This is a genomic window from Shewanella glacialipiscicola, assembly GCF_023283485.1.
GTDB classification, from domain to species: domain Bacteria; phylum Pseudomonadota; class Gammaproteobacteria; order Enterobacterales; family Shewanellaceae; genus Shewanella; species Shewanella glacialipiscicola.
The window spans coordinates 76,004-94,573 of record NZ_JAKILU010000010.1 but is presented as its reverse complement, the minus strand read 5'-3'; the positions used below and the strand labels follow the sequence as shown (position 1 = coordinate 94,573).

14 protein-coding genes are annotated in these 18,570 nt (G+C 47.3%); 7 read left to right on the top strand and 7 right to left on the bottom strand.

The annotated features are described in order from the left end of the window. Positions 1-129: 129 nt before the first annotated feature. From ilvA to ilvC, 5 genes are all read right to left on the bottom strand, one after another. Positions 130-1,725: a threonine ammonia-lyase, biosynthetic gene (gene ilvA, locus L2717_RS09915; RefSeq protein WP_220772212.1), complete on the bottom strand. Its 1,596-nt coding sequence runs from the start codon at positions 1,723-1,725 to the stop codon at positions 130-132. Between the two features lie 16 nt (positions 1,726-1,741). Then, positions 1,742-3,631: a dihydroxy-acid dehydratase gene (ilvD, locus tag L2717_RS09910; RefSeq protein ID WP_220772169.1), complete on the bottom strand. Its 1,890-nt coding sequence runs from the start codon at positions 3,629-3,631 to the stop codon at positions 1,742-1,744. A 138-nt stretch (positions 3,632-3,769) separates the two neighbouring features. Next, complete coding sequence (gene ilvM, locus L2717_RS09905; RefSeq protein ID WP_115406777.1) at positions 3,770-4,027, bottom strand: acetolactate synthase 2 small subunit; 258 nt, start codon at positions 4,025-4,027, stop codon at positions 3,770-3,772. After that, positions 4,024-5,697, bottom strand: coding sequence for an acetolactate synthase 2 catalytic subunit (gene ilvG, locus L2717_RS09900; protein WP_220772168.1), 1,674 nt, complete (start codon positions 5,695-5,697; stop codon positions 4,024-4,026). The genes ilvM and ilvG overlap by 4 nt, the downstream gene beginning before the upstream one ends. A gap of 640 nt (positions 5,698-6,337) precedes the next feature. Then, entirely contained in the window at positions 6,338-7,816 is a 1,479-nt protein-coding gene (gene ilvC, locus L2717_RS09895) for a ketol-acid reductoisomerase (protein ID WP_220772167.1), read from the bottom strand. Between the two features lie 254 nt (positions 7,817-8,070). Here ilvC and ilvY point away from each other — a divergent pair, with 254 nt between their 5' ends. After that, complete coding sequence (ilvY, locus tag L2717_RS09890) at positions 8,071-8,958, top strand: HTH-type transcriptional activator IlvY (RefSeq protein WP_220772166.1); 888 nt, start codon at positions 8,071-8,073, stop codon at positions 8,956-8,958. A gap of 81 nt (positions 8,959-9,039) precedes the next feature. Here ilvY and paeA read toward each other — a convergent pair whose 3' ends face one another. Then, a complete protein-coding gene (gene paeA / locus L2717_RS09885; protein WP_220772165.1) occupies positions 9,040-10,362 on the bottom strand; it encodes a polyamine export protein PaeA in 1,323 nt (440 codons plus the stop codon). An 851-nt stretch (positions 10,363-11,213) separates the two neighbouring features. Here paeA and L2717_RS09880 point away from each other — a divergent pair. The 3 genes from L2717_RS09880 (at position 11,214) to yihG (L2717_RS09870) (ending at position 14,695) form a co-directional block, all read left to right on the top strand. Further along, on the top strand, positions 11,214-12,740 hold the full coding sequence (locus tag L2717_RS09880) for a YifB family Mg chelatase-like AAA ATPase (protein WP_220772164.1): 1,527 nt from the start codon (positions 11,214-11,216) through the stop codon (positions 12,738-12,740). Between the two features lie 109 nt (positions 12,741-12,849). Continuing rightward, positions 12,850-13,752 carry a 1-acylglycerol-3-phosphate O-acyltransferase, YihG family gene (gene yihG / locus L2717_RS09875; protein ID WP_220772163.1) on the top strand — a complete coding sequence of 301 codons (903 nt, stop codon included), beginning with the start codon at positions 12,850-12,852 and terminating at the stop codon, positions 13,750-13,752. Between the two features lie 7 nt (positions 13,753-13,759). Further along, complete coding sequence (gene yihG / locus L2717_RS09870; protein WP_076500724.1) at positions 13,760-14,695, top strand: 1-acylglycerol-3-phosphate O-acyltransferase, YihG family; 936 nt, start codon at positions 13,760-13,762, stop codon at positions 14,693-14,695. A gap of 26 nt (positions 14,696-14,721) precedes the next feature. Here the strand turns inward: yihG (L2717_RS09870) and L2717_RS09865 are convergent, their stop codons facing one another. Further along, a complete protein-coding gene (locus L2717_RS09865) occupies positions 14,722-15,192 on the bottom strand; it encodes a 2-thiouracil desulfurase family protein (protein ID WP_220772161.1) in 471 nt (156 codons plus the stop codon). 329 nt (positions 15,193-15,521) lie between these two features. On the opposite strand from L2717_RS09865, the gene L2717_RS09860 reads away from it, so the two are divergent. The 3 genes from L2717_RS09860 to prpC all read left to right on the top strand — a co-directional run bounded on the left by L2717_RS09860 (position 15,522) and on the right by prpC (position 18,479). Next, on the top strand, positions 15,522-16,289 hold the full coding sequence (locus tag L2717_RS09860; protein WP_107884236.1) for a GntR family transcriptional regulator: 768 nt from the start codon (positions 15,522-15,524) through the stop codon (positions 16,287-16,289). Positions 16,290-16,338: 49 nt separating this feature from the next. Beyond that, positions 16,339-17,217, top strand: a complete 879-nt coding sequence (gene prpB / locus L2717_RS09855) for a methylisocitrate lyase (RefSeq protein ID WP_076500728.1) — start codon at positions 16,339-16,341, stop codon at positions 17,215-17,217. A 134-nt stretch (positions 17,218-17,351) separates the two neighbouring features. After that, complete coding sequence (gene prpC, locus L2717_RS09850; RefSeq protein ID WP_220772159.1) at positions 17,352-18,479, top strand: bifunctional 2-methylcitrate synthase/citrate synthase; 1,128 nt, start codon at positions 17,352-17,354, stop codon at positions 18,477-18,479. Positions 18,480-18,570: the final 91 nt, after the last annotated feature.

The following is an 18,570-nucleotide window of genomic DNA, read 5'->3' as shown; positions in this document are numbered from 1 at the left end:
ACTCTTAACTTTATCCAAGCTACCACAAAAAGGCACGCATGTGCGCTCCTCCTTTAGCCTAAGTGGTCACCATAGTGACTGTAATAAATTGATAAATAACGTTATAACATGTTCTATTACTTTAGTTTGTTATTTGTATTTGTTATTTGCATTTAAGAACAGTTGATAAGCTGGGCTGTCGGTTTCCTCTTGATACACAAAACCCAGTTCAGTTAAAAACTGCTGGAATGGCAAGGCATCACTCGCAGGCACTTCAAAACCCGCCAGCACTCGACCAAAGGCCGCACCGTGATTACGATAATGGAACAAACTGATATTCCATTTGCTTTGCAATGTTGTTAAAAATTTCAGCAGTGCACCGGGATGCTCGGGGAACTCGAAGCTAAATAAACGCTCTTCTAACGGCTCAGGTGGATGTCCACCCACCATATAGCGCACATGCAATTTAGCGGTTTCGTCACCCGACAAATCCTGCACTTCAAAACCATTAGCCTCTAAGGTGGCAATAATGTGTTCTAGCTCGCCTTGGCCGCGGCTTAAGCGAATGCCTGCAAACACCACAGCCATATCGCGACTACTGAAACGATAGTTAAACTCTGTCATTACCCGCCTATCGAGTAACTCACAGAATTTTAAGAAGCTTCCCGGACGTTCTGGGACTTTCACCGCTAATACTGCTTCTTTTTGCTCGCCGAGTTCGCAGCGCTCCGACACATAACGCAAACTGTGAAAGTTCACGTTTGCGCCGCTTAAAATCGCCGCCAGTTTTTCACCATTACCAAAGCCACTTTCACCACTGGTATTAGTGCTGACATATTTTTTAAGCCCCGCCAGCGACAAAGCCCCCGCTGGTTCAGCTATAGCGCGGGTGTCCTCAAAAATATCTTTCACCGCCGCGCAAATTTCATCCGAGGTGACCGTCACCACTTCATCAACATAGAGTTTAGCGACTCGAAACGGCTCAGTGCCAATGCGTTTTACCGCCACGCCGTCAGCAAATAAACCAACCTGCGCCAGCGTCACTGGCTCGCCCGCCGCCATCGCCGCCTTTAAACAAGCGGCATCTTCTGGCTCTACGCCGATAATTTTCACCTGCGGCATCACAGCCTTGTAATACGCAGCGATACCCGCGATTAAACCGCCGCCGCCCACGGGCACAAATATCACTTCAAGATCGCGCTGCTGCTGCAACATCTCTTGGGCGATAGTGCCTTGGCCGGCTATCACGGCTTCATCATCAAAGGGGGCGATATAAACTCGGCCTTCTTCTTTCGCCAACGCCATCGCAAAGCCATTGGCTTGATCGAAAGCTTGGCCATGTAATACCACGTTGCCACCTAAACGGCGCACCGCATCGACTTTGATATCGGGCGTGGTTTCTGGCATCACAATCACCGCATCCACACCGCGACTCGCCGCCGACATCGCCACACCTTGGGCATGATTACCGGCTGATGCGCACACTACGCCGCGCTGGCATTCCTCTTTGGTTAGCTGCGCAATGCGGTTATAGGCACCGCGTAACTTAAAGGAGTGCACTGGCTGCATATCTTCACGCTTCAAAAAGACCTGACAGCCTAAACGCGCCGATAACTTGTTCATGCTTGAAAGTGGCGTCACTTTCGCGATGTCATATACAGATGACAACAGGATTTTTTGCAGATAGCTCTGTGCCAACTGAAAATGGGCTAAATCCGTCTGAGCTTGCGCTGCAAGTGGCAACATAGATGCAGTAAACATATTAGTCCTCCAGTTTACTGCGATCGCGCACCGCGCCCTTATCGGCACTGGTGGCGAGCATGGCGTAGGCTTTAAGCGCGAGTGACACGAAACGCTCTCGACCGATAGGTTTCCACGCCAATGGGCCAAGACTGTGCATTTTTTCGCGCCGAGCAGCGAGTTCAGCATCGCTTAACGCCAGCTTAATGCTGCGCGCTGGAATATCAATTTCGATGCGATCGCCGTTTTCAATCAAGGCGATAGTGCCGCCTGCCGCCGCTTCTGGCGATACGTGACCTATAGATAAACCTGAGGTACCACCCGAAAAACGACCATCGGTAATCAGCGCGCAAACTTTACCTAAACCGCGCGACTTTAAATACGTGGTCGGGTACAACATTTCTTGCATTCCTGGGCCACCTTTGGGGCCTTCATAACGGATAACCACGACATCACCCGCGACCACTTCGCCGCCTAAAATGCCGGCAACCGCATCATCTTGGCTTTCATAAACGCGAGCCGAGCCAACAAATGTCAGATTAGATTCATCCACCCCCGCGGTTTTAACAATACAGCCATTTTCAGCCACGTTGCCCGATAACACGGCGAGCCCGCCCTCTTGGCTAAAAGCAAATTCGCGGGTGCGGATACAACCTTCTTGTCTGTCGTTATCCAGTGTTGGCCAGCGGCAATCTTGGCTAAAGGCTTTAGTGGTTGGAATGCCCGCAGGCCCCGCCATAAAGAAGTGTTTTACCGCGTCATCTCGGGTTTGCATGATGTCGTACTGCGCTAATACCGACTTTAATGTGCCGTCACTGACTGTGCCGCCCGCAAAAGTGTCACCCTTGTTGGCCGCCACATGGAACACATCGGTATGCAGTAATCCAGCTCTATCTAGCTCGCCTAAAATCCCCATTACGCCACCTGCGCGGTGTACATCTTCCATATGATATTTAGGCGTTGAGGGAGCAACTTTACAAAGGTGCGGCACAAGGCGCGACATACGGTCGATATCCGCCATGGTAAAATCAACATCGGCTTCCTGCGCTGCCGCCAATAAATGCAATACTGTGTTAGATGAACCGCCCATGGCGATATCTAAAGTCATGGCATTTTCAAAGGCTTTAAAGTTGGCAATGTTGCGCGGTAAGGTCGATTCATCATCTTCATGGTAATAACGTTTTGCCAGCGCCATCACGCGCCGACCTGCCTCTAAAAACAGCTCACGGCGATCGGCGTGAGTCGCCAACATAGAGCCGTTACCCGGCAAAGATAGACCTAGGGCTTCGGTTAAACAGTTCATCGAGTTAGCGGTAAACATACCAGAACAAGAGCCGCAGGTTGGGCACGCACTACGTTCAATTTTGGCACTGTCTTCATCGCTAACATTGGTGTCGGCGCCTGCAATCATCGCGTCGACTAAATCAAGCTTGATAAGTTTATCCGACAACTTGGTTTTACCCGCCTCCATCGGCCCGCCAGAAACAAACACCACCGGAATATTAAGCCGTAGCGCCGCCATTAGCATGCCGGGAGTAATTTTATCGCAGTTGGAGATACACACTAAGGCATCAGCGCAGTGGGCGTTGACCATGTATTCCACACTGTCGGCAATTAACTCGCGCGATGGCAGGCTGTAAAGCATGCCGCCGTGACCCATTGCGATACCGTCATCAACGGCGATGGTGTTGAACTCTTTTGCAATACCGCCCGCTTCTTCAATGGCGCTCGCAACGAGTGAGCCCATGTCTTTTAAGTGCACATGGCCTGGTACAAACTGGGTAAAGGAGTTAGAAATCGCAATAATTGGCTTACCAAAATCACCGTCTTTGACCCCTGTAGCGCGCCATAGCGCACGGGCACCCGCCATATTGCGGCCTTCGGTACTGGTAGCTGATCGTAACTTTGGCATTGACTGTATCCTTTATCTTAAATCGAAAATGGTGTGCTTAATTCACATGGCGAATGCAGCGTTGGCTGCACTGCCCTTATTTATGGCGCCCGTGTCAGCCCTAAAATCGGCGGCTGAAATTGAGCTTAACGCAACGACTTATGCACTGGCCGTTTGTTGCAAACTCATCGGCAACAACACCTTACATAAGGTGACATCAATTAGCTTATTCAGTTGATTACTTAGGAGCTCAATGGCGCGCTCGCTATCAACCTCCATATCCAGCGACAGGCTAGCATCGTCGTTCATGCGCATCTGCATTTGAGTGATGGTAAAACCACGGTGACGCGTCACACGCAAAACACGCTCAAGCACTTCGGGGCGTTGTTGAACTGTTAACTCCAGAGAGTAGATCATGTTTGTTTCTCCATTTCGTCCATCATATCGCTGTTTGATGCGCCGGGGGGCACCAGTGGCCAAACGTTAAAAGCATCGTCAATTGCAACGTGTAACAAATACGGGCCCTTTGCCGCTAACATCTCGGTTAAGGCTTCTTCCACTTCGTCGGAAGAAAAAATCGTGCGGCCGGGAATATCAAAGGCCGAGGCCAGCAAGACAAAATCTGGGTTATCGGATAAATCCGTTTCACTGTAACGTTCTTCAAAAAACAGTTGCTGCCACTGTTTCACCATGCCGAGCTTTTGGTTATCAACCAGCACGATTTTTACCGGCAGCTTGCGGCGTTTGATGGTGGTCAGCTCCTGCACATTCATCATAAAAGAACCATCGCCAGAGACTGTGACCACTGTGGCATCAGGGCGCGCCACTTGAGCGCCAATCGCCGCAGGCAAGCCAAAGCCCATAGTGCCTAAACCTGCGCTGGATAGATGATCCTCAGGGCGGCGAAACCACATATGCTGGGCGACCCACATTTGGTGCTGGCCTACATCGCAGCACACAACACTGTCCTCGGGTAACTTATTGGCTAAACGGCGCAGCAGCGCAGGGGCGTAGATCAAACTGCCGGGGTGTTGATAATCCCATTGATGCTTACGGGATAAATGCTCAACCTCAGCCTGCCAAGGGGTGATGTTCATCGGCATGGCTAAGGCAGGTAAGATTTGGCGTAAGTCGCCGGCGATTGCCACCTCTGGCATACGCAATTTGCCTAGTTCAGCGGCGTCGATATCGAGATGGATCACTTTGGCCTTATCGGCAAAGCTCGCTAAGCGGCCGGTAACTCGGTCGTCAAAACGGGCACCAACCACAATCAGCAAGTCGCAATCCTGCACCGCTAAGTTAGCGGCCTTGCCACCATGCATGCCTAACATGCCTAAATAACCAGATGTGCCATGGGCGATACTGCCCAGCCCTTTCAGCGTCGCCACCGAAGGTATGCCAGTCACTTTGATAAACTCACGCAGTTGATCCACAGCGCCCGCCATACCTACGCCGCCACCGACATACAACATAGGCTGTTTAGCTTCTGCCAACAGTGCACGGGCGGCATCGATGTCGCTCATCTGGGCTTGGGGTTCGTTCATGACAGCAAGCAAAGGTGTGCGGTATTCTAATTGGGCGATTTGGATATCTTTGGGAATATCCACCAGCACAGGGCCTGGGCGACCCGATGCGGCGATTTCGAAGGCTTGATACAAGGTTGGTATTAGGTCGTTAACGTCTGTCACCATAAAGCTGTGCTTAGTGCAGCTCAATGACATGCCTAGTACGTCGATTTCTTGAAATGCATCGGTGCCGATAACCGCGGTGGAGACTTGGCCTGTGATAGCCACAAGAGGCACTGAATCTAATAATGCATCGGCTAAAGAAGTGATGAGGTTAGTCGCGCCTGGGCCTGAGGTCGCAAAGCACACGCCGGTTTTACCGCTGGCTCTGGCATATCCTACGGCGGCAAAGGCGGCGCCTTGTTCGTGACGGCTGAGTAAGTGTTCGACAGGGCTTCCATAGAGGGCATCGTATATTGGCATAATGGCACCACCGGGATAACCAAACACTGTGGTTACGCCATGTGCTGCTAACACTTTTATTACCGCGTCTGCGCCTCTGATCATCTGCCCTGGTTCCATATTCTCTCTCGCTACGTTAGTCCTGAATTGCCGAAATCGACGCTGATGTTTACTCTTTTAAAATTTTAATTTTGAAACTTAAGGCCTGAAACGAAGAACCCCCCAGTCCTTTCGGAGCGGGGGGTTCTTTTGAAACTTCTAACCTTTTAGGTCTATCAGTTCGCCATGCGCCGCCCCCGCTGTGATTTAATAATCACGACGGTAATAATCACGAGAATGAGCTTGGCAGCTTGATTAAACATCAATATGGATCCCTAATCGGTGTTTTTAAAATGGTTCTCTAACATCGAGAATGACTTGAAAGTTAGCTTCGCTTTGGGCCTTGCCCTACCGCGAGCTATTAGCTTTACCATAAAGCGACAGCCAAACACAATAAAAATATCTTTTGTCAAAAAAATTCAGCTTCCCTGCCGAGACAATGCAAAACAACAAAGTAAAACGTTAACTATTGATGCTCAGTCGGCATCATTCACCTACTGAGCATTTACTGACTTAACTGTGTCGTTTTTGCCCGCTCGACCACTGACTGAACAGGAAAAATGTGTACGTAAACGATTGTAAAATCTGATCTTCAATCTATTGAGGCCAGTTGAGTCGCAAGCGGTATTTCAGCCTTATACTCAAGCGCGGCCTCAATCAACTAGGCTTCAACAATGCTTTTCATATCAGTCATATAACCACGAAGTTCAGCGCCAACATATTCCACCGCGGTTTCACGAATCGCTTCGTTAACGGCGATGAGCGTTAAGTTGTCGACACCGGTTGCGCTGTCCTTTAGACCAGCACCTAAATACTCAGATGACATGTTATTAACGTAGTCGCGCAGCATAGGTACTGCCGCGTGGTTAAACAGGTAGCAACCGTATTCAGCAGTGTCTGAAATCACTACATTCATTTCATACAAACGCTTACGGGCAATGGTGTTAGCAATAAGCGGGGTTTCGTGCAGTGACTCGTAATAAGCCGACTCTTCCACTATACCCGCAGACACCATAGTATCGAACGCCAGCTCCACACCGGCTTTGATCATAGCGACAAGGAAAATACCTTTGTCGAAGTAGGTTTGTTCGTCGATATGTTCGCTCGATACGGGTGCATTTTCGAAACCTGTTTCGCCAGTTTCGGCTCTCCAACGCAGTAAGTTCGCATCATCGTTTGCCCAGTCTTGCATCATAGTGCGAGAAAACTCACCGCTGATGATGTCGTCCATGTGCTTTTCAAATAATGGCTGTAAAATTTCTTTTAAATCTTCTGCGATTTCAAAGGCTTTAATTTTAGCTGGATTAGACAAACGGTCCATCATGTTCGTGATGCCACCGTGTTTCAGCGCTTCGGTGACCGTTTCCCAACCTTGCTGAATAAGCTTGCCTGCATAACCTGGCTCAACGCCATCGGCGATCATTTTCTCATAACCTAAGATAGCGCCCGTTTGCAACATACCGCACAGAATGGTCTGTTCGCCCATCAGATCCGACTTCACTTCGGCGATGAAAGATGACAGTAAAACCCCTGCTCTGTCGCCACCGGTAGCGCTAGCGTAGGCTTTAGCAATCTCTAAGCCGTCACCATTTGGATCGTTTTCTGGATGAACTGCGATAAGGGTTGGCACACCAAAACCACGTTTGTATTCTTCACGGACTTCAGTACCTGGGCACTTAGGAGCCACCATCACGACAGTAATATCTGAGCGAACTTGCATGCCCTCTTCAACGATGTTGAAACCGTGTGAGTAAGACAAGGTAGAACCTTGCTTCATCAGTGGCATAACCGCGTTAACCACATTTGAATGTTGTTTATCTGGCGTTAGGTTAAGAACTAGATCTGCCGCTGGGATTAATTCTTCAAACGTGCCGACACGAAAACCGTTGTCGGTGGCTTTTTGCCAAGAGGCGCGTTTTTGCTCAATCGCTTCTGGACGCAAGGCAAAAGAGATATTCAATCCAGAATCACGCATGTTCAAGCCTTGGTTAAGACCTTGAGCACCACAACCTAAAATAACAATATTCCAATCTTTAATGTAGTTACAGCCATCGCTAAACTCTGAACGATCCATAAAACGACATTGCCCAAGCTGTGCTAATTGTTGACGCAAATTCAGAGAGTTAAAATAGTTAGCCATCTGATATACCACCTATAAAGTCAGAAATATTGGACGCAACCAAACTAACATAATGTTAAATAATGGTTGTGATTAAGGTCACTATAACCTATGCGTATCATTGCTTAAAATGATATATTCGAAACTTAATATTGCATTATGTGCAACGTCAACAACAATGACAGCCCACGTAATATCGGCTTAATAAACCTAACGGCGATAGACAAACACTCAAATGTGGCGTCATTCAAGCACAGGCTAAACAGGATAAGATCATGGATATTCGTACTCTCAAATTGTACCTGCACTTATGTGACAGTTTGCACTTTGCCAAAACGGCGGAGCAGATGCATGTGAGCCCATCGACCTTAAGCCGCGCACTGCAAAGATTAGAAGAGGAAGTTAACGCTAAGCTATTAGAGCGGGACAATCGCAGTGTGACCTTAACCCATGCGGGGCGTGAGTTTAAGCTGTTTGCCGAACAGACTTTGAATCATTGGGGGACACTTAAACACAGTATTAGCCTCAAGCAGGATGTGTTGCGCGGTCGATTAAACCTGTATTGTTCGGTCACTGCCGCCTACAGCCATTTACCCGCTTTGTTAGATTTATTTCGCCAAGAGCACCCATTTGTCGAAATTGCATTAACCACAGGAGACGCGGCTAACGCCTTGGTTGAAGTACAGCAAAATCGCGCCGATATCGCCATTGCCGCCCTACCAGACCCGTTCCCCAGTAGTTTACACTTTGCTAAAATTGACGATGTGCCGTTGTCTATTATCGCTCCAACTATTCGCTGCGCGGTACAACAACAGATTTCTCAACATCCCATTGATTGGTCGAACGTCCCCTTTATCATTGCTGATCATGGCCCTGGACGACGCCGCGCCGATAATTGGTTCAAACAAATGGGTATTAGCCCCAATATTTATGCCCAAGTGTCGGGCCAAGAAGCGATTGCCTCTATGGTGGCGTTAGGCTGCGGTATCAGCATGAGCCCTGTGGTGGTGATCAATAACAGCCCTGTGCGGGATCGTATTCAGCTATTATCATCGCCCGTTACGATAGAGCCATTCGAGTTAGGTTGCTGCTGTAGGGTAAAACGTTTGGCAGAACCCATCATCAATGCATTTTTAGAGGTGATTCAAACGCCTGCAATGTAAAATCGAATTATTAATTACGCCTAAGCTGACGCGACCCTTTGCAGCTAAAATGTTAGCCAAAATGAGTCGCATCACCGCAGGTTAAATATCGGGGGAATTAAGCTTGTCAGTAGAAATCGGATCAATTCGAGTCACTAATAGCTGGTCGACTTTATAAGAGTCGATATCAACCACTTCAAACTTATAGCCTGCATAGTTAACAAAATCAGTACGCTTAGGGATTTTACGCAGCATATACATCATAAAACCGGCAATCGTTTCATAGTTTTGATTATGCGGAAATTCTTCAATGCCAAAAGCGCGCATCACATCAGTAATCGGCGTGACCCCGTCCACCAGCCAAGAGTTGCTATCGCGGGCAATAATTTGCTCTTCACTCTCATGTAATGACCAAGCCCCCATCACCGCACGCTGTAAATCGTTCGTAGTAACAATACCAACCACGAGGGCATATTCGTTAATCACTACCGCAAAATCGGCACGACTATTTTTAAAGTATTCCATCGCCTCAGATAGGCTTAAAGTATCAGGAATAATCAAGGTGGTGTGGACTAGGCTGGTATCCTTTAAGGTAATGTTTTCACCATTAATCACTCGAATTAATAGCTCTTTAGCATCGACAATCCCTTTGATCATATCGAGCTGACCATCACACACTAAAAATTTAGTGTGTGGATCTTCAGAAATCTTACGCTTAATGTCTTCTTCGCTATCCTGCAGTAAAAAATACACTAAACTTTCGCGGGCTGTCATCGCTGAAGTAACAGAAACGGTTTGCATTTCAAACACATTCTCCATCATCTGCTGATCGCCGCGATCGAGCACCCCAGCCTCTGCACCCGCATTCATTACCGCATAAATATCATCTGAAGTGATAGCATCGTTACGAACGGTAGGAATTTGCAATAGTTTAAAAATACCACTGGCCATGCCGTTAAAAAACCATACCAATGGGCGTAATAGCACAATACAGAAAGACATTGGCCCTACGACAGCTAACGCTACAGGCTCTGGCATTGCCATCGCAATGCGCTTCGGCATAAGGTCGGCCACCAAGATAAAGGCACTGGTTACCAACACAAACGAGAACAAAAAGCTCACTTGGCTAAGCCAAGGATCCGTTAACCAAGGCGCCAGCAGACTATGGAAATACGGCCGAAATGCCGACTCACCCACGATACCGCCCATAATTGCTACCGCATTAAGACCAATTTGCACCACAGTAAAAAAACTACCAGGAACGGCTTGTAACTTCAGCACTTTTTCAGCTCGAGCATCACCTTCATCGGCTAACTGACGTAAACGGATTTTGCGGGAAGCAGCAAGCGAAATTTCTGACATAGAGAAGAAACAACTTGCGCCAATCAGGCACAATATAATCATCACGTTATCAAAGAGACTCATGTAACACCTTTCATTTAACACTGGACTAGCTAGGACCGACTCGCGCTTTATTACTCGCGTGTCAGCTGAATTCATTGTATTGAAGTAACATTTATTGGGTTAGGCATCGCTCAAAAATCACATAAGCCGCACTCTAGCGCAGATAAATAATCACTGAGGTAGCAAGATGTAGCGTGCTATGGATATATCTGCACTTGCTCAAGTTGTGCGTGATTCAGCTCCGCAGTACACAAATCATACTGTGAGAGCCACACCGTCAAAAGTCGACGACTCCCAGTGATATTTTCGCCTAATGTACTGAATATTATATTTTTAATTTTTGTTAGACTCAGCGACACTAATATATTTTAGCTTAGTGGCTTAGTTATTGAGCTGCTAGAACGCACATAAAAACCAATAGCATTGACTACACTGATATGGTTTTAGCTATTATTTTAGCTTAGTCACATTACTTGAAAGACGTTCAGAATTGCAGCATAGGCGCCACGACGAGTACACCACCATCTCGACAATCGGCGACGTATTATATCCGATTTATGGGCTAATATTCCTCAGCTTGAATAATTTTTTATCTGAAAGACAAACTAGCAGCGCGACCTCATATAAATGTTATCAATTATTTGGCTGTTATTCGGTGCTGCTTATGGCGTTTAAAAAATCAACTTAGTGAACACTTAAGTACGCCTATATCATCAGGCTAAAAGTATGTATTAATGGTATGTAAGTGTGCAGATCCACTAGCCCATAACGAATCCACACTTCGCTTGAATTCAGAGTCGATGGTAAAGCCATCATTCCATTAACTGCTACACTCAAATTCTGCGTGAAATGAACCACAAAAGGATTTGTTTATGGCAATTGCCTGCGTCACTACCCGAGCAAGTTGCGGGGTAGAAGCCCCGGAAGTCACTGTTGAAGTGCATCTCAGCAATGGCTTACCCGCATTTAATCTAGTGGGTTTACCTGAAGCCTCAGTGAAAGAAGCACGTGAGCGAGTACGTAGTGCATTGATTAATGCGGGATTTGAATTCCCGATGCGGCGGATAACCGTTAACCTCGCACCAGCAGATTTACCTAAACAAGGTGGCCGCTACGATTTGCCCATAGCCGTAGGCATACTGGCAGCTTCGGAGCAAATTCCGCTGAATAGCCTTAAAAATCTCGAGTTTGTCGGTGAGTTGGCGCTTTCTGGGCACATACGTTATTGCCAAGGATTATTACCGGCAATAATCGCCGCTAAGCGCCAAGAGCATACCTTAATATTACCGCTGGATAACCGTCACGATGCCGAGCTCGTCGGCTATCCCAAGGTATTATTTGGCTCACACTTGCAAAGCCTCGCCGCTTATTTACAAGGGCAAACCCAACTGCCCACGTTAGCGCCGCAATTAGAATGGATAAACCAAGAAACGCCCGAATCAAATACTTGCCTAAGCGATGTGATTGGCCAATATCAGGCCAAACAAGCACTCGAAATTGCCGCTGCGGGAAACCACAACCTCTTGATGCTTGGCCCGCCGGGTACGGGCAAGACTATGCTCGCTAGCCGCATGATGGCGTTATTACCCGCGCTCAATTATGAAGAAGCATTGGAAGTGGCAGCACTGCATTCGGTTGCCGGACTCGACATTAAACCACAGTATTTTTTACAGCGGCCGTTTCGGGCGCCGCACCACACTAGTTCAGCTATTTCACTCGTGGGTGGCGGCAGTATTCCCAAACCCGGTGAAATCTCTCTGGCTCACCGTGGCGTATTGTTTTTGGATGAGGTCGCCGAATTTCCTCGAAAAGTCTTAGATTGTCTGCGTGAACCGATGGAAACTGGCGAAGTAGTGATTTCTCGCGCCGCCGCTAAACTAACATTTTTAAGTCGATTTCAATTAATTGCCGCGATGAACCCGAGCCCGAGCGGCGATCTCGATAGTCAACACAGGTCGAGTCCTGAACAAATCCAGCGATATCTTTCACGACTTTCAGGTCCATTTCTCGACCGTTTTGACTTAACCATAGAAGTGCCAAAACTTCCCGCTGGCACATTAACACAAGCAGCGCCGCAAACAGAAACCAGCCAAGATATCGCCAAACGCGTCAAACTAGCACGCGAGCGGCAACTTGCCCGCGCTGGAGTGCTTAATAGTGAACTCACAGGGAAACAACTCAAAATCTTTAGCGGCATTAGCGACGCCGATTTAATCTTTTTAGAACAAAGCGTGGTAAAACTTGGCCTATCAGTTCGCAGTTTCCATCGCATACAAAAGGTGGCGCGCACGATTGCCGATCTTGAACAAGTACCTAACACTGAACGTCGCCATCTTGCTCAAGCCTTAGGCTACCGCGCAATGGATAGATTACTCGCCCGCTTATCCCAACAATATTGAACTCGCATTGAAATAAATGTTAAACAAATGCACCCATAGCAGCGCCTAAGATTGAGCCAAACGCCGACACCGAGTAACATAGGCCTCCAATTTTTGTCAGGGGGCTCGGATGGGAACGCTGTTTTCACAATTCAAAGGCTGTATCGCATTTTTAGGCTACGTTGTTAATACTATCTTTTGGACTATCCCAATTGTATTAATCAGTTTTATAAAACTGATACCTATCAGCTCATTAAGGACTGCAACTAGCTATGTACTCGACTTTTGCGCCAGCGCGTGGATTAGTGTTAATGGTGTAATTGAGCGTTGCTTGCACCCCGTTAACATAGAACTGAGCGGCGATACCGATTTTTCGACTAAAGAATGGTATATGGTCATTGCCAATCACCAGTCTTGGGTCGATATCTTGATCCTACAGCGAGTTTTTAACCGAAAAATCCCTTTTTTAAAGTTTTTTCTCAAGCAAGAATTAATTTTTGTGCCGATTTTAGGCTTAGCCTGGTGGGCACTTGATTTCCCCTTTATGCGTCGTTATAGCACAGCACAGCTGCGTAAAAATCCTAAGTTAAAGGGTAAGGATATTGAAATCACACGTAAAGCCTGCGCTAAATTCAAGGCTAAGCCAGTGAGTGTGATGAACTTTGTCGAAGGCACGCGCTTCAGTAAAACTAAACATCAAAAGCAAAACTCACCGTTCCAACACCTATTAAAACCTAAAGCAGGCGGCATGGCTTTTGCGTTATCGGCCATGGGTGAACAGATCCACAAGTTAGTCGATGTCTCCATTTACTACCCAGACACAGTGCCCACCTATTGGGACTACCTAACAGGCAAAATGCCCCGCGTTAAAGTACACATTAGGGTATCAGACATTGATCCCGCCATGCGCGGCGATTATATGAATGATCGTGATTTTAAAATTAGCTTTCAAGAACAGTTGAATCAAATATGGTTAGCTAAAGATCAAGTGTTAAGCCAACTGGCTAGCCAAACGAATAAAGAACAAAGGTAACACCATTATGTTGAATTTCTTGCCTGGGCCAGTGTTGTTTATAATTAGCTTTAGTCTACTGATTATAAACACCTTTATATGGAGTTCGCTTATCAGCCTTGGCGGGTTAGTGAAAATCGTGATGCCTACGCAAGGTGCGCGTAATGCAGTATCCAGCGTCATGAATCGTTTCATGTGGGCGTGGGCCAGTTGCAATGGCGGTATTCTGTTTTTGATCGCTAAAATTGAGTGGGATATACAAGGGCTCGAAGGGCTGGATAAAAACAGTTGGTATTTACTGATCAGCAACCATCTCAGTGGGTTTGATATCGCCGCGCAAACTTATGTATTACGTAACCATATTCCAATGCTGAAGTTCTTCCTCAAAAATGAGCTGATGTATGTGCCGATTATGGGCCTCGGCTGTTGGGCGCTCGATATGCCATTTATGAATCGAACCAGTCCAGCAAAACTGAAAAAAAATCCAAAGCTTAAGGGTAAAGATTTAGAGACGACGCGCCGCGCCTGCGAAAAATTCAAAAAAATGCCCACATCGATTATTAACTATGTCGAGGGCAGCCGTTTTACCAAACAGAAGCATCAGCGCCAAAACTCGCCCTATCGACACTTATTGCGCCCTAAAGCCGGCGGGATTGCTTTTACCCTATCTGCTATGGGTGAGCAATTTACCAATCTACTCGACATGACTATTGTGTATCCCGATGCGCCTGAGGATATTCTGTTTGGGGTGATGAACGGCAAAGTGAGTAAGATCATTGTGCGCATTAATGCTCTGCCCGTACCTCAGGTTGACCCAGCACGTTATTTTTCTGAGTCTGAGTACCGCGTCGAATTCCAGCGCTGGTTAAATCAAGTATGGGCTGAGAAAGATCAACAAATTGATGACTTACTGCGCGACTATCAAAATGCCGCCACCAGCACTAATAACACTCACATTCAATAACGAACTAAATCATAAATAGAACAGGCTCAAACAGCGCCCGCTTCCAGCTTTGCTATATATGCCGCAACCGCGACTAACTCAAATTCATTAAAGACGGTTATCCCTGTCGCGCAGAGTTTTTCTGCCGTTAATCCTTGCCCCGCGATTAATTGTTTCGCAAAACGGCCATCATAAATCTGCTGATTACCACAGGATGGACTGCGGGCTTTTAAAACTGCCACGTTAATCCCTTCTTGCTGCGCTAACTTAAGGGCAATATTTGCTCCCAGACTAAAAGCGTGCGTCACATCTTCCCCTTGCGCGGTTAAGATGCGCTGCCCAACTCGCTCAGCTAGCGGTCTAGGTGTCTGCAACCCGCCCGCACATTCGGGACAAATCGCCACAATCCGCCCTTGCTCAAGCCATGTACATACAACATCGCTTTCCATGAAATTATGGCCACCGTCGTAACGCACCGCTTGACCAAGTAAACAACTGCTCACTAACACTTTCTCCACTGTCGCCTCCAAGTGTGTTATTCAGCCAATAGGATAACGCGAAGGACACACATGCAAAATGCATCTGGAAGATTTACCCCAAAGCCATAAACACCTGCAACAAGATAGTACGGCTAAAACCGCATCATTGTTGACAATTTAATATTTTAAATATTTATAAAATAAAATACTAAACACACAAGTAAAAATTAAAAAATATAAAAATCAACAAATAAAGTAAAAAACCCTCAAAATGTAGACTTACGTCCAAGTAAACACATTGTTGACAATCCATTGAGAGAGGGCTATTTTTATCCATTGTAGACAATCCCATTAAATAGTGACGCGCTATGTTGAAGCAAGACACGACGTTGATTTCTGATGACACACAAGTTTCCCACCTGCATAAGGTCAAATCGACCTCAGCAGATAAAACGTCGACCACATTAGCCGATCAAATTTTGGTGCAAATCCAAACCAGCATCATTAAGGGCGAACTACCTGCGGGCAGCAAAATTAATGAGCAAGCGCTAGCCGAAAAATACGGCATCAGTCGCGGCCCAACTCGCGAAGCCCTGCACACCTTAGAAAGACAGCGTTTAGTGGTGCGCTCACCCCATGTTGGTGCCCGCGTAGCACAGCTTACCGTTAGCGAACTTAACGATTTATATCAACTGCGTAGCGTGCTTGAAGGTATGGCCTGCGAACTCGCCGCCAGTCGCATCACCCCTGAGCAGTTAGCCAAGTTAGAAGATTTACTCGCCTGCCAAGATGCCGCGCTCGCAAAGGGTGATACCTACTTCCAAGAAGAAGGCGACGTCGATTTTCACTACCAAATCATTCAAGCCAGTGGCAACAAACACTTACAGGAAACCCTAGTCGGTGGTCTGTATCACTTGCTACGTATGTATCGTTACCAATGCACCAATAAAAATCGCCCCGTAAAAGCGATTGCCGAGCACAGACGCATAGTCGAGGCCATTGCCCAGCGCGATGGTGAACTGGCAAGCTTGTTAATGCGCCGCCATATCGAACAGGGACGTAAAAATACCGAATTACGCTTAATTGAATTGCAAGCCAATGCCGCCGCAAAAGAAACCTTAGCGAACATCAGCTAAATTCTTACGGCTCACATGCCAAAAAATGGATAAATAGAAGGACAAGACCATGACCCAAAGCGCAGGATTACGTTTTCGCCAAGCTCTTGCTAAGGCCAAACCGTTACAAATCGTTGGCACCACCAATGCCTATTTTGCCTTGATGGCAGAGCAAACTGGCTTCCAAGCCTTGTATCTTTCGGGCGCTGGCGTTGCCAATGCGTCATACGGTTTGCCGGACTTAGGCATGACCTCAATGAGCGACGTGCTGATTGATGCGGGTCGTATCACCTCTGCCACACAAGTGCCTTTATTGGTCGATATCGATACTGGCTGGGGCGGCGCATTCAATATTGCTCGCACCATCAAAGAATTTGAAAAAATCGGTGTTGCTGCCGTGCACATGGAAGACCAAGTGTCGCAAAAGCGTTGCGGCCACAGACCTAACAAAGCGGTGGTGAGCATAGAGGAAATGGTCGATCGCATTAAAGCGGCCGTCGATGCCCGTATCGATCCTAACTTTGTCATCATGGCACGTACCGATGCGGTTGCCGTTGAAGGGGTAGAAGCAGGTATTGAACGCGCTCAAGCTTATATCGCCGCCGGTGCCGACATGATTTTTGCCGAAGCCTTAACTGAGCTAGACCAATATCGCCACTTTAAAGCGCAAGTCAAAGCACCGATTTTAGCTAACATGACCGAATTTGGCCAAACCCAGCTATTTAATAAAGAAGAACTGGCGCAGGCGGGCGCCGACATGGTGCTTTATCCACTCGGTACTTTCCGTGCAGCCAACCAAGCGGCACTGAACGTGATGCAAGCGCTGATGAATGATGGTCATCAACGCAACGTGTTAGATACCATGCAGACTCGTAACGATTTGTATAAATACTTGGGCTACCACGCTTTTGAAGACAAGTTAGATCAACTGTTTAGCCAAGATAAATAACTGGCTAACTGCACCCTACAATGCAGCGTAAACAGGAAGTACAACCTTAACCAATAAATGTTGGTGTATTAGCACCTTACATAAACTGCAATGCATCAACGATAACCAAACAGAGTTAACGGAAGGGAAACATTATGTCAGAAGCTAAAAAACTAAGTGGTGCAGGATTACGCGGCCAAAGCGCAGGCGAAACGGCATTGAGCACAGTGGGCGTATCGGGCAGCGGCCTAACATACCGCGGTTATGATGTGAAAGATCTCGGTGAAAATGCCACCTTCGAAGAAGTCGCCTATCTGATTCTTTACGGTGAGCTACCCACTCAAGCTCAGCTTGATGCCTATAAAACCAAACTCAAAGGCATGCGCGGCTTACCGCAAGCCTTAAAAGAAGTATTAGAGCGCATTCCTGCCGATGCTCACCCTATGGATGTGATGCGTACTGGTTGCTCTATGCTAGGTAACTTAGAAGCCGAGCACAGCTTTAGCCAGCAAAGTGAAATATCTGACCGCTTACTGGCTGCATTCCCATCGATTATTTGTTACTGGTATCGCTTTAGCCACGATGGCGTGCGTATTGAAACCGAAACCGATGACGCTCAAATTGGCGCGCACTTTTTACATTTATTACACGGTAAAGCACCCTCGGCACTGCACGCTAAAGTGATGGACGTATCGTTAATTCTTTATGCGGAACATGAATTTAACGCATCGACCTTTACCGCTCGCGTATGTGCTTCAACCCTGTCTGACATGCATTCGTGCGTAACAGGCGCCATTGGTTCACTGCGTGGTCCGCTACATGGCGGCGCGAACGAAGCGGCGATGGAACTGATTCAAGACATGAAAGATGAAGCCGATGCGCGCGACATCTTAATGGGTAAACTAGAACGCAAAGATAAGATTATGGGCTTTGGTCACGCGATTTACCGCGACAGTGACCCACGCAATGCCATCATTAAAGAGTGGTCAGAAAAACTGGCTGCCGCCAACGGTGACGACCGCCTATACCGTGTATCGGTTGCCTGTGAAGCACTAATGTGGGAACAGAAAAAGCTTTTCTGTAACGCGGACTTTTTCCACGCCAGCGCATACCACTACATGGATATTCCGACTAAATTGTTTACGCCAATCTTTGTCTGTTCGCGCCTCACTGGCTGGGCGGCGCACGTAATGGAGCAACGTTCTAACAACCGCATCATCCGCCCAAGTGCCGATTATGTAGGCGTAGCGCCACGCAAAGTGGTTCCAATTGCCAAGCGTTAAACCAAGCTAACCACTCTTGGCGCGAGACTTCTGTTAAAGAAATGTCTGTTAATAGACTGTCTCGCGCCAACTTCATTTTCCGCAATGGATG

What these genes read in the sequence shown, in the direction of transcription:
- ilvM (WP_115406777.1), bottom strand. Translation starts at nt 4,027, where the DNA reads ATGATCTACTCTCTGGAGTTAACAGTTCAACAACGCCCCGAAGTGCTT.
- ilvG (WP_220772168.1), bottom strand. Translation starts at nt 5,697, where the DNA reads ATGGAACCAGGGCAGATGATCAGAGGCGCAGACGCGGTAATAAAAGTG.
- yihG (WP_220772163.1), top strand. Translation starts at nt 12,850, where the DNA reads ATGGGAACGCTGTTTTCACAATTCAAAGGCTGTATCGCATTTTTAGGC.
- ilvD (WP_220772169.1), bottom strand. Translation starts at nt 3,631, where the DNA reads ATGCCAAAGTTACGATCAGCTACCAGTACCGAAGGCCGCAATATGGCG.
- ilvC (WP_220772167.1), bottom strand. Translation starts at nt 7,816, where the DNA reads ATGGCTAACTATTTTAACTCTCTGAATTTGCGTCAACAATTAGCACAG.
- prpC (WP_220772159.1), top strand. Translation starts at nt 17,352, where the DNA reads ATGTCAGAAGCTAAAAAACTAAGTGGTGCAGGATTACGCGGCCAAAGC.
- ilvA (WP_220772212.1), bottom strand. Translation starts at nt 1,725, where the DNA reads ATGTTGCCACTTGCAGCGCAAGCTCAGACGGATTTAGCCCATTTTCAG.
- prpB (WP_076500728.1), top strand. Translation starts at nt 16,339, where the DNA reads ATGACCCAAAGCGCAGGATTACGTTTTCGCCAAGCTCTTGCTAAGGCC.
- yihG (WP_076500724.1), top strand. Translation starts at nt 13,760, where the DNA reads ATGTTGAATTTCTTGCCTGGGCCAGTGTTGTTTATAATTAGCTTTAGT.
- paeA (WP_220772165.1), bottom strand. Translation starts at nt 10,362, where the DNA reads ATGAGTCTCTTTGATAACGTGATGATTATATTGTGCCTGATTGGCGCA.
- ilvY (WP_220772166.1), top strand. Translation starts at nt 8,071, where the DNA reads ATGGATATTCGTACTCTCAAATTGTACCTGCACTTATGTGACAGTTTG.
- L2717_RS09880 (WP_220772164.1), top strand. Translation starts at nt 11,214, where the DNA reads ATGGCAATTGCCTGCGTCACTACCCGAGCAAGTTGCGGGGTAGAAGCC.
- L2717_RS09860 (WP_107884236.1), top strand. Translation starts at nt 15,522, where the DNA reads ATGTTGAAGCAAGACACGACGTTGATTTCTGATGACACACAAGTTTCC.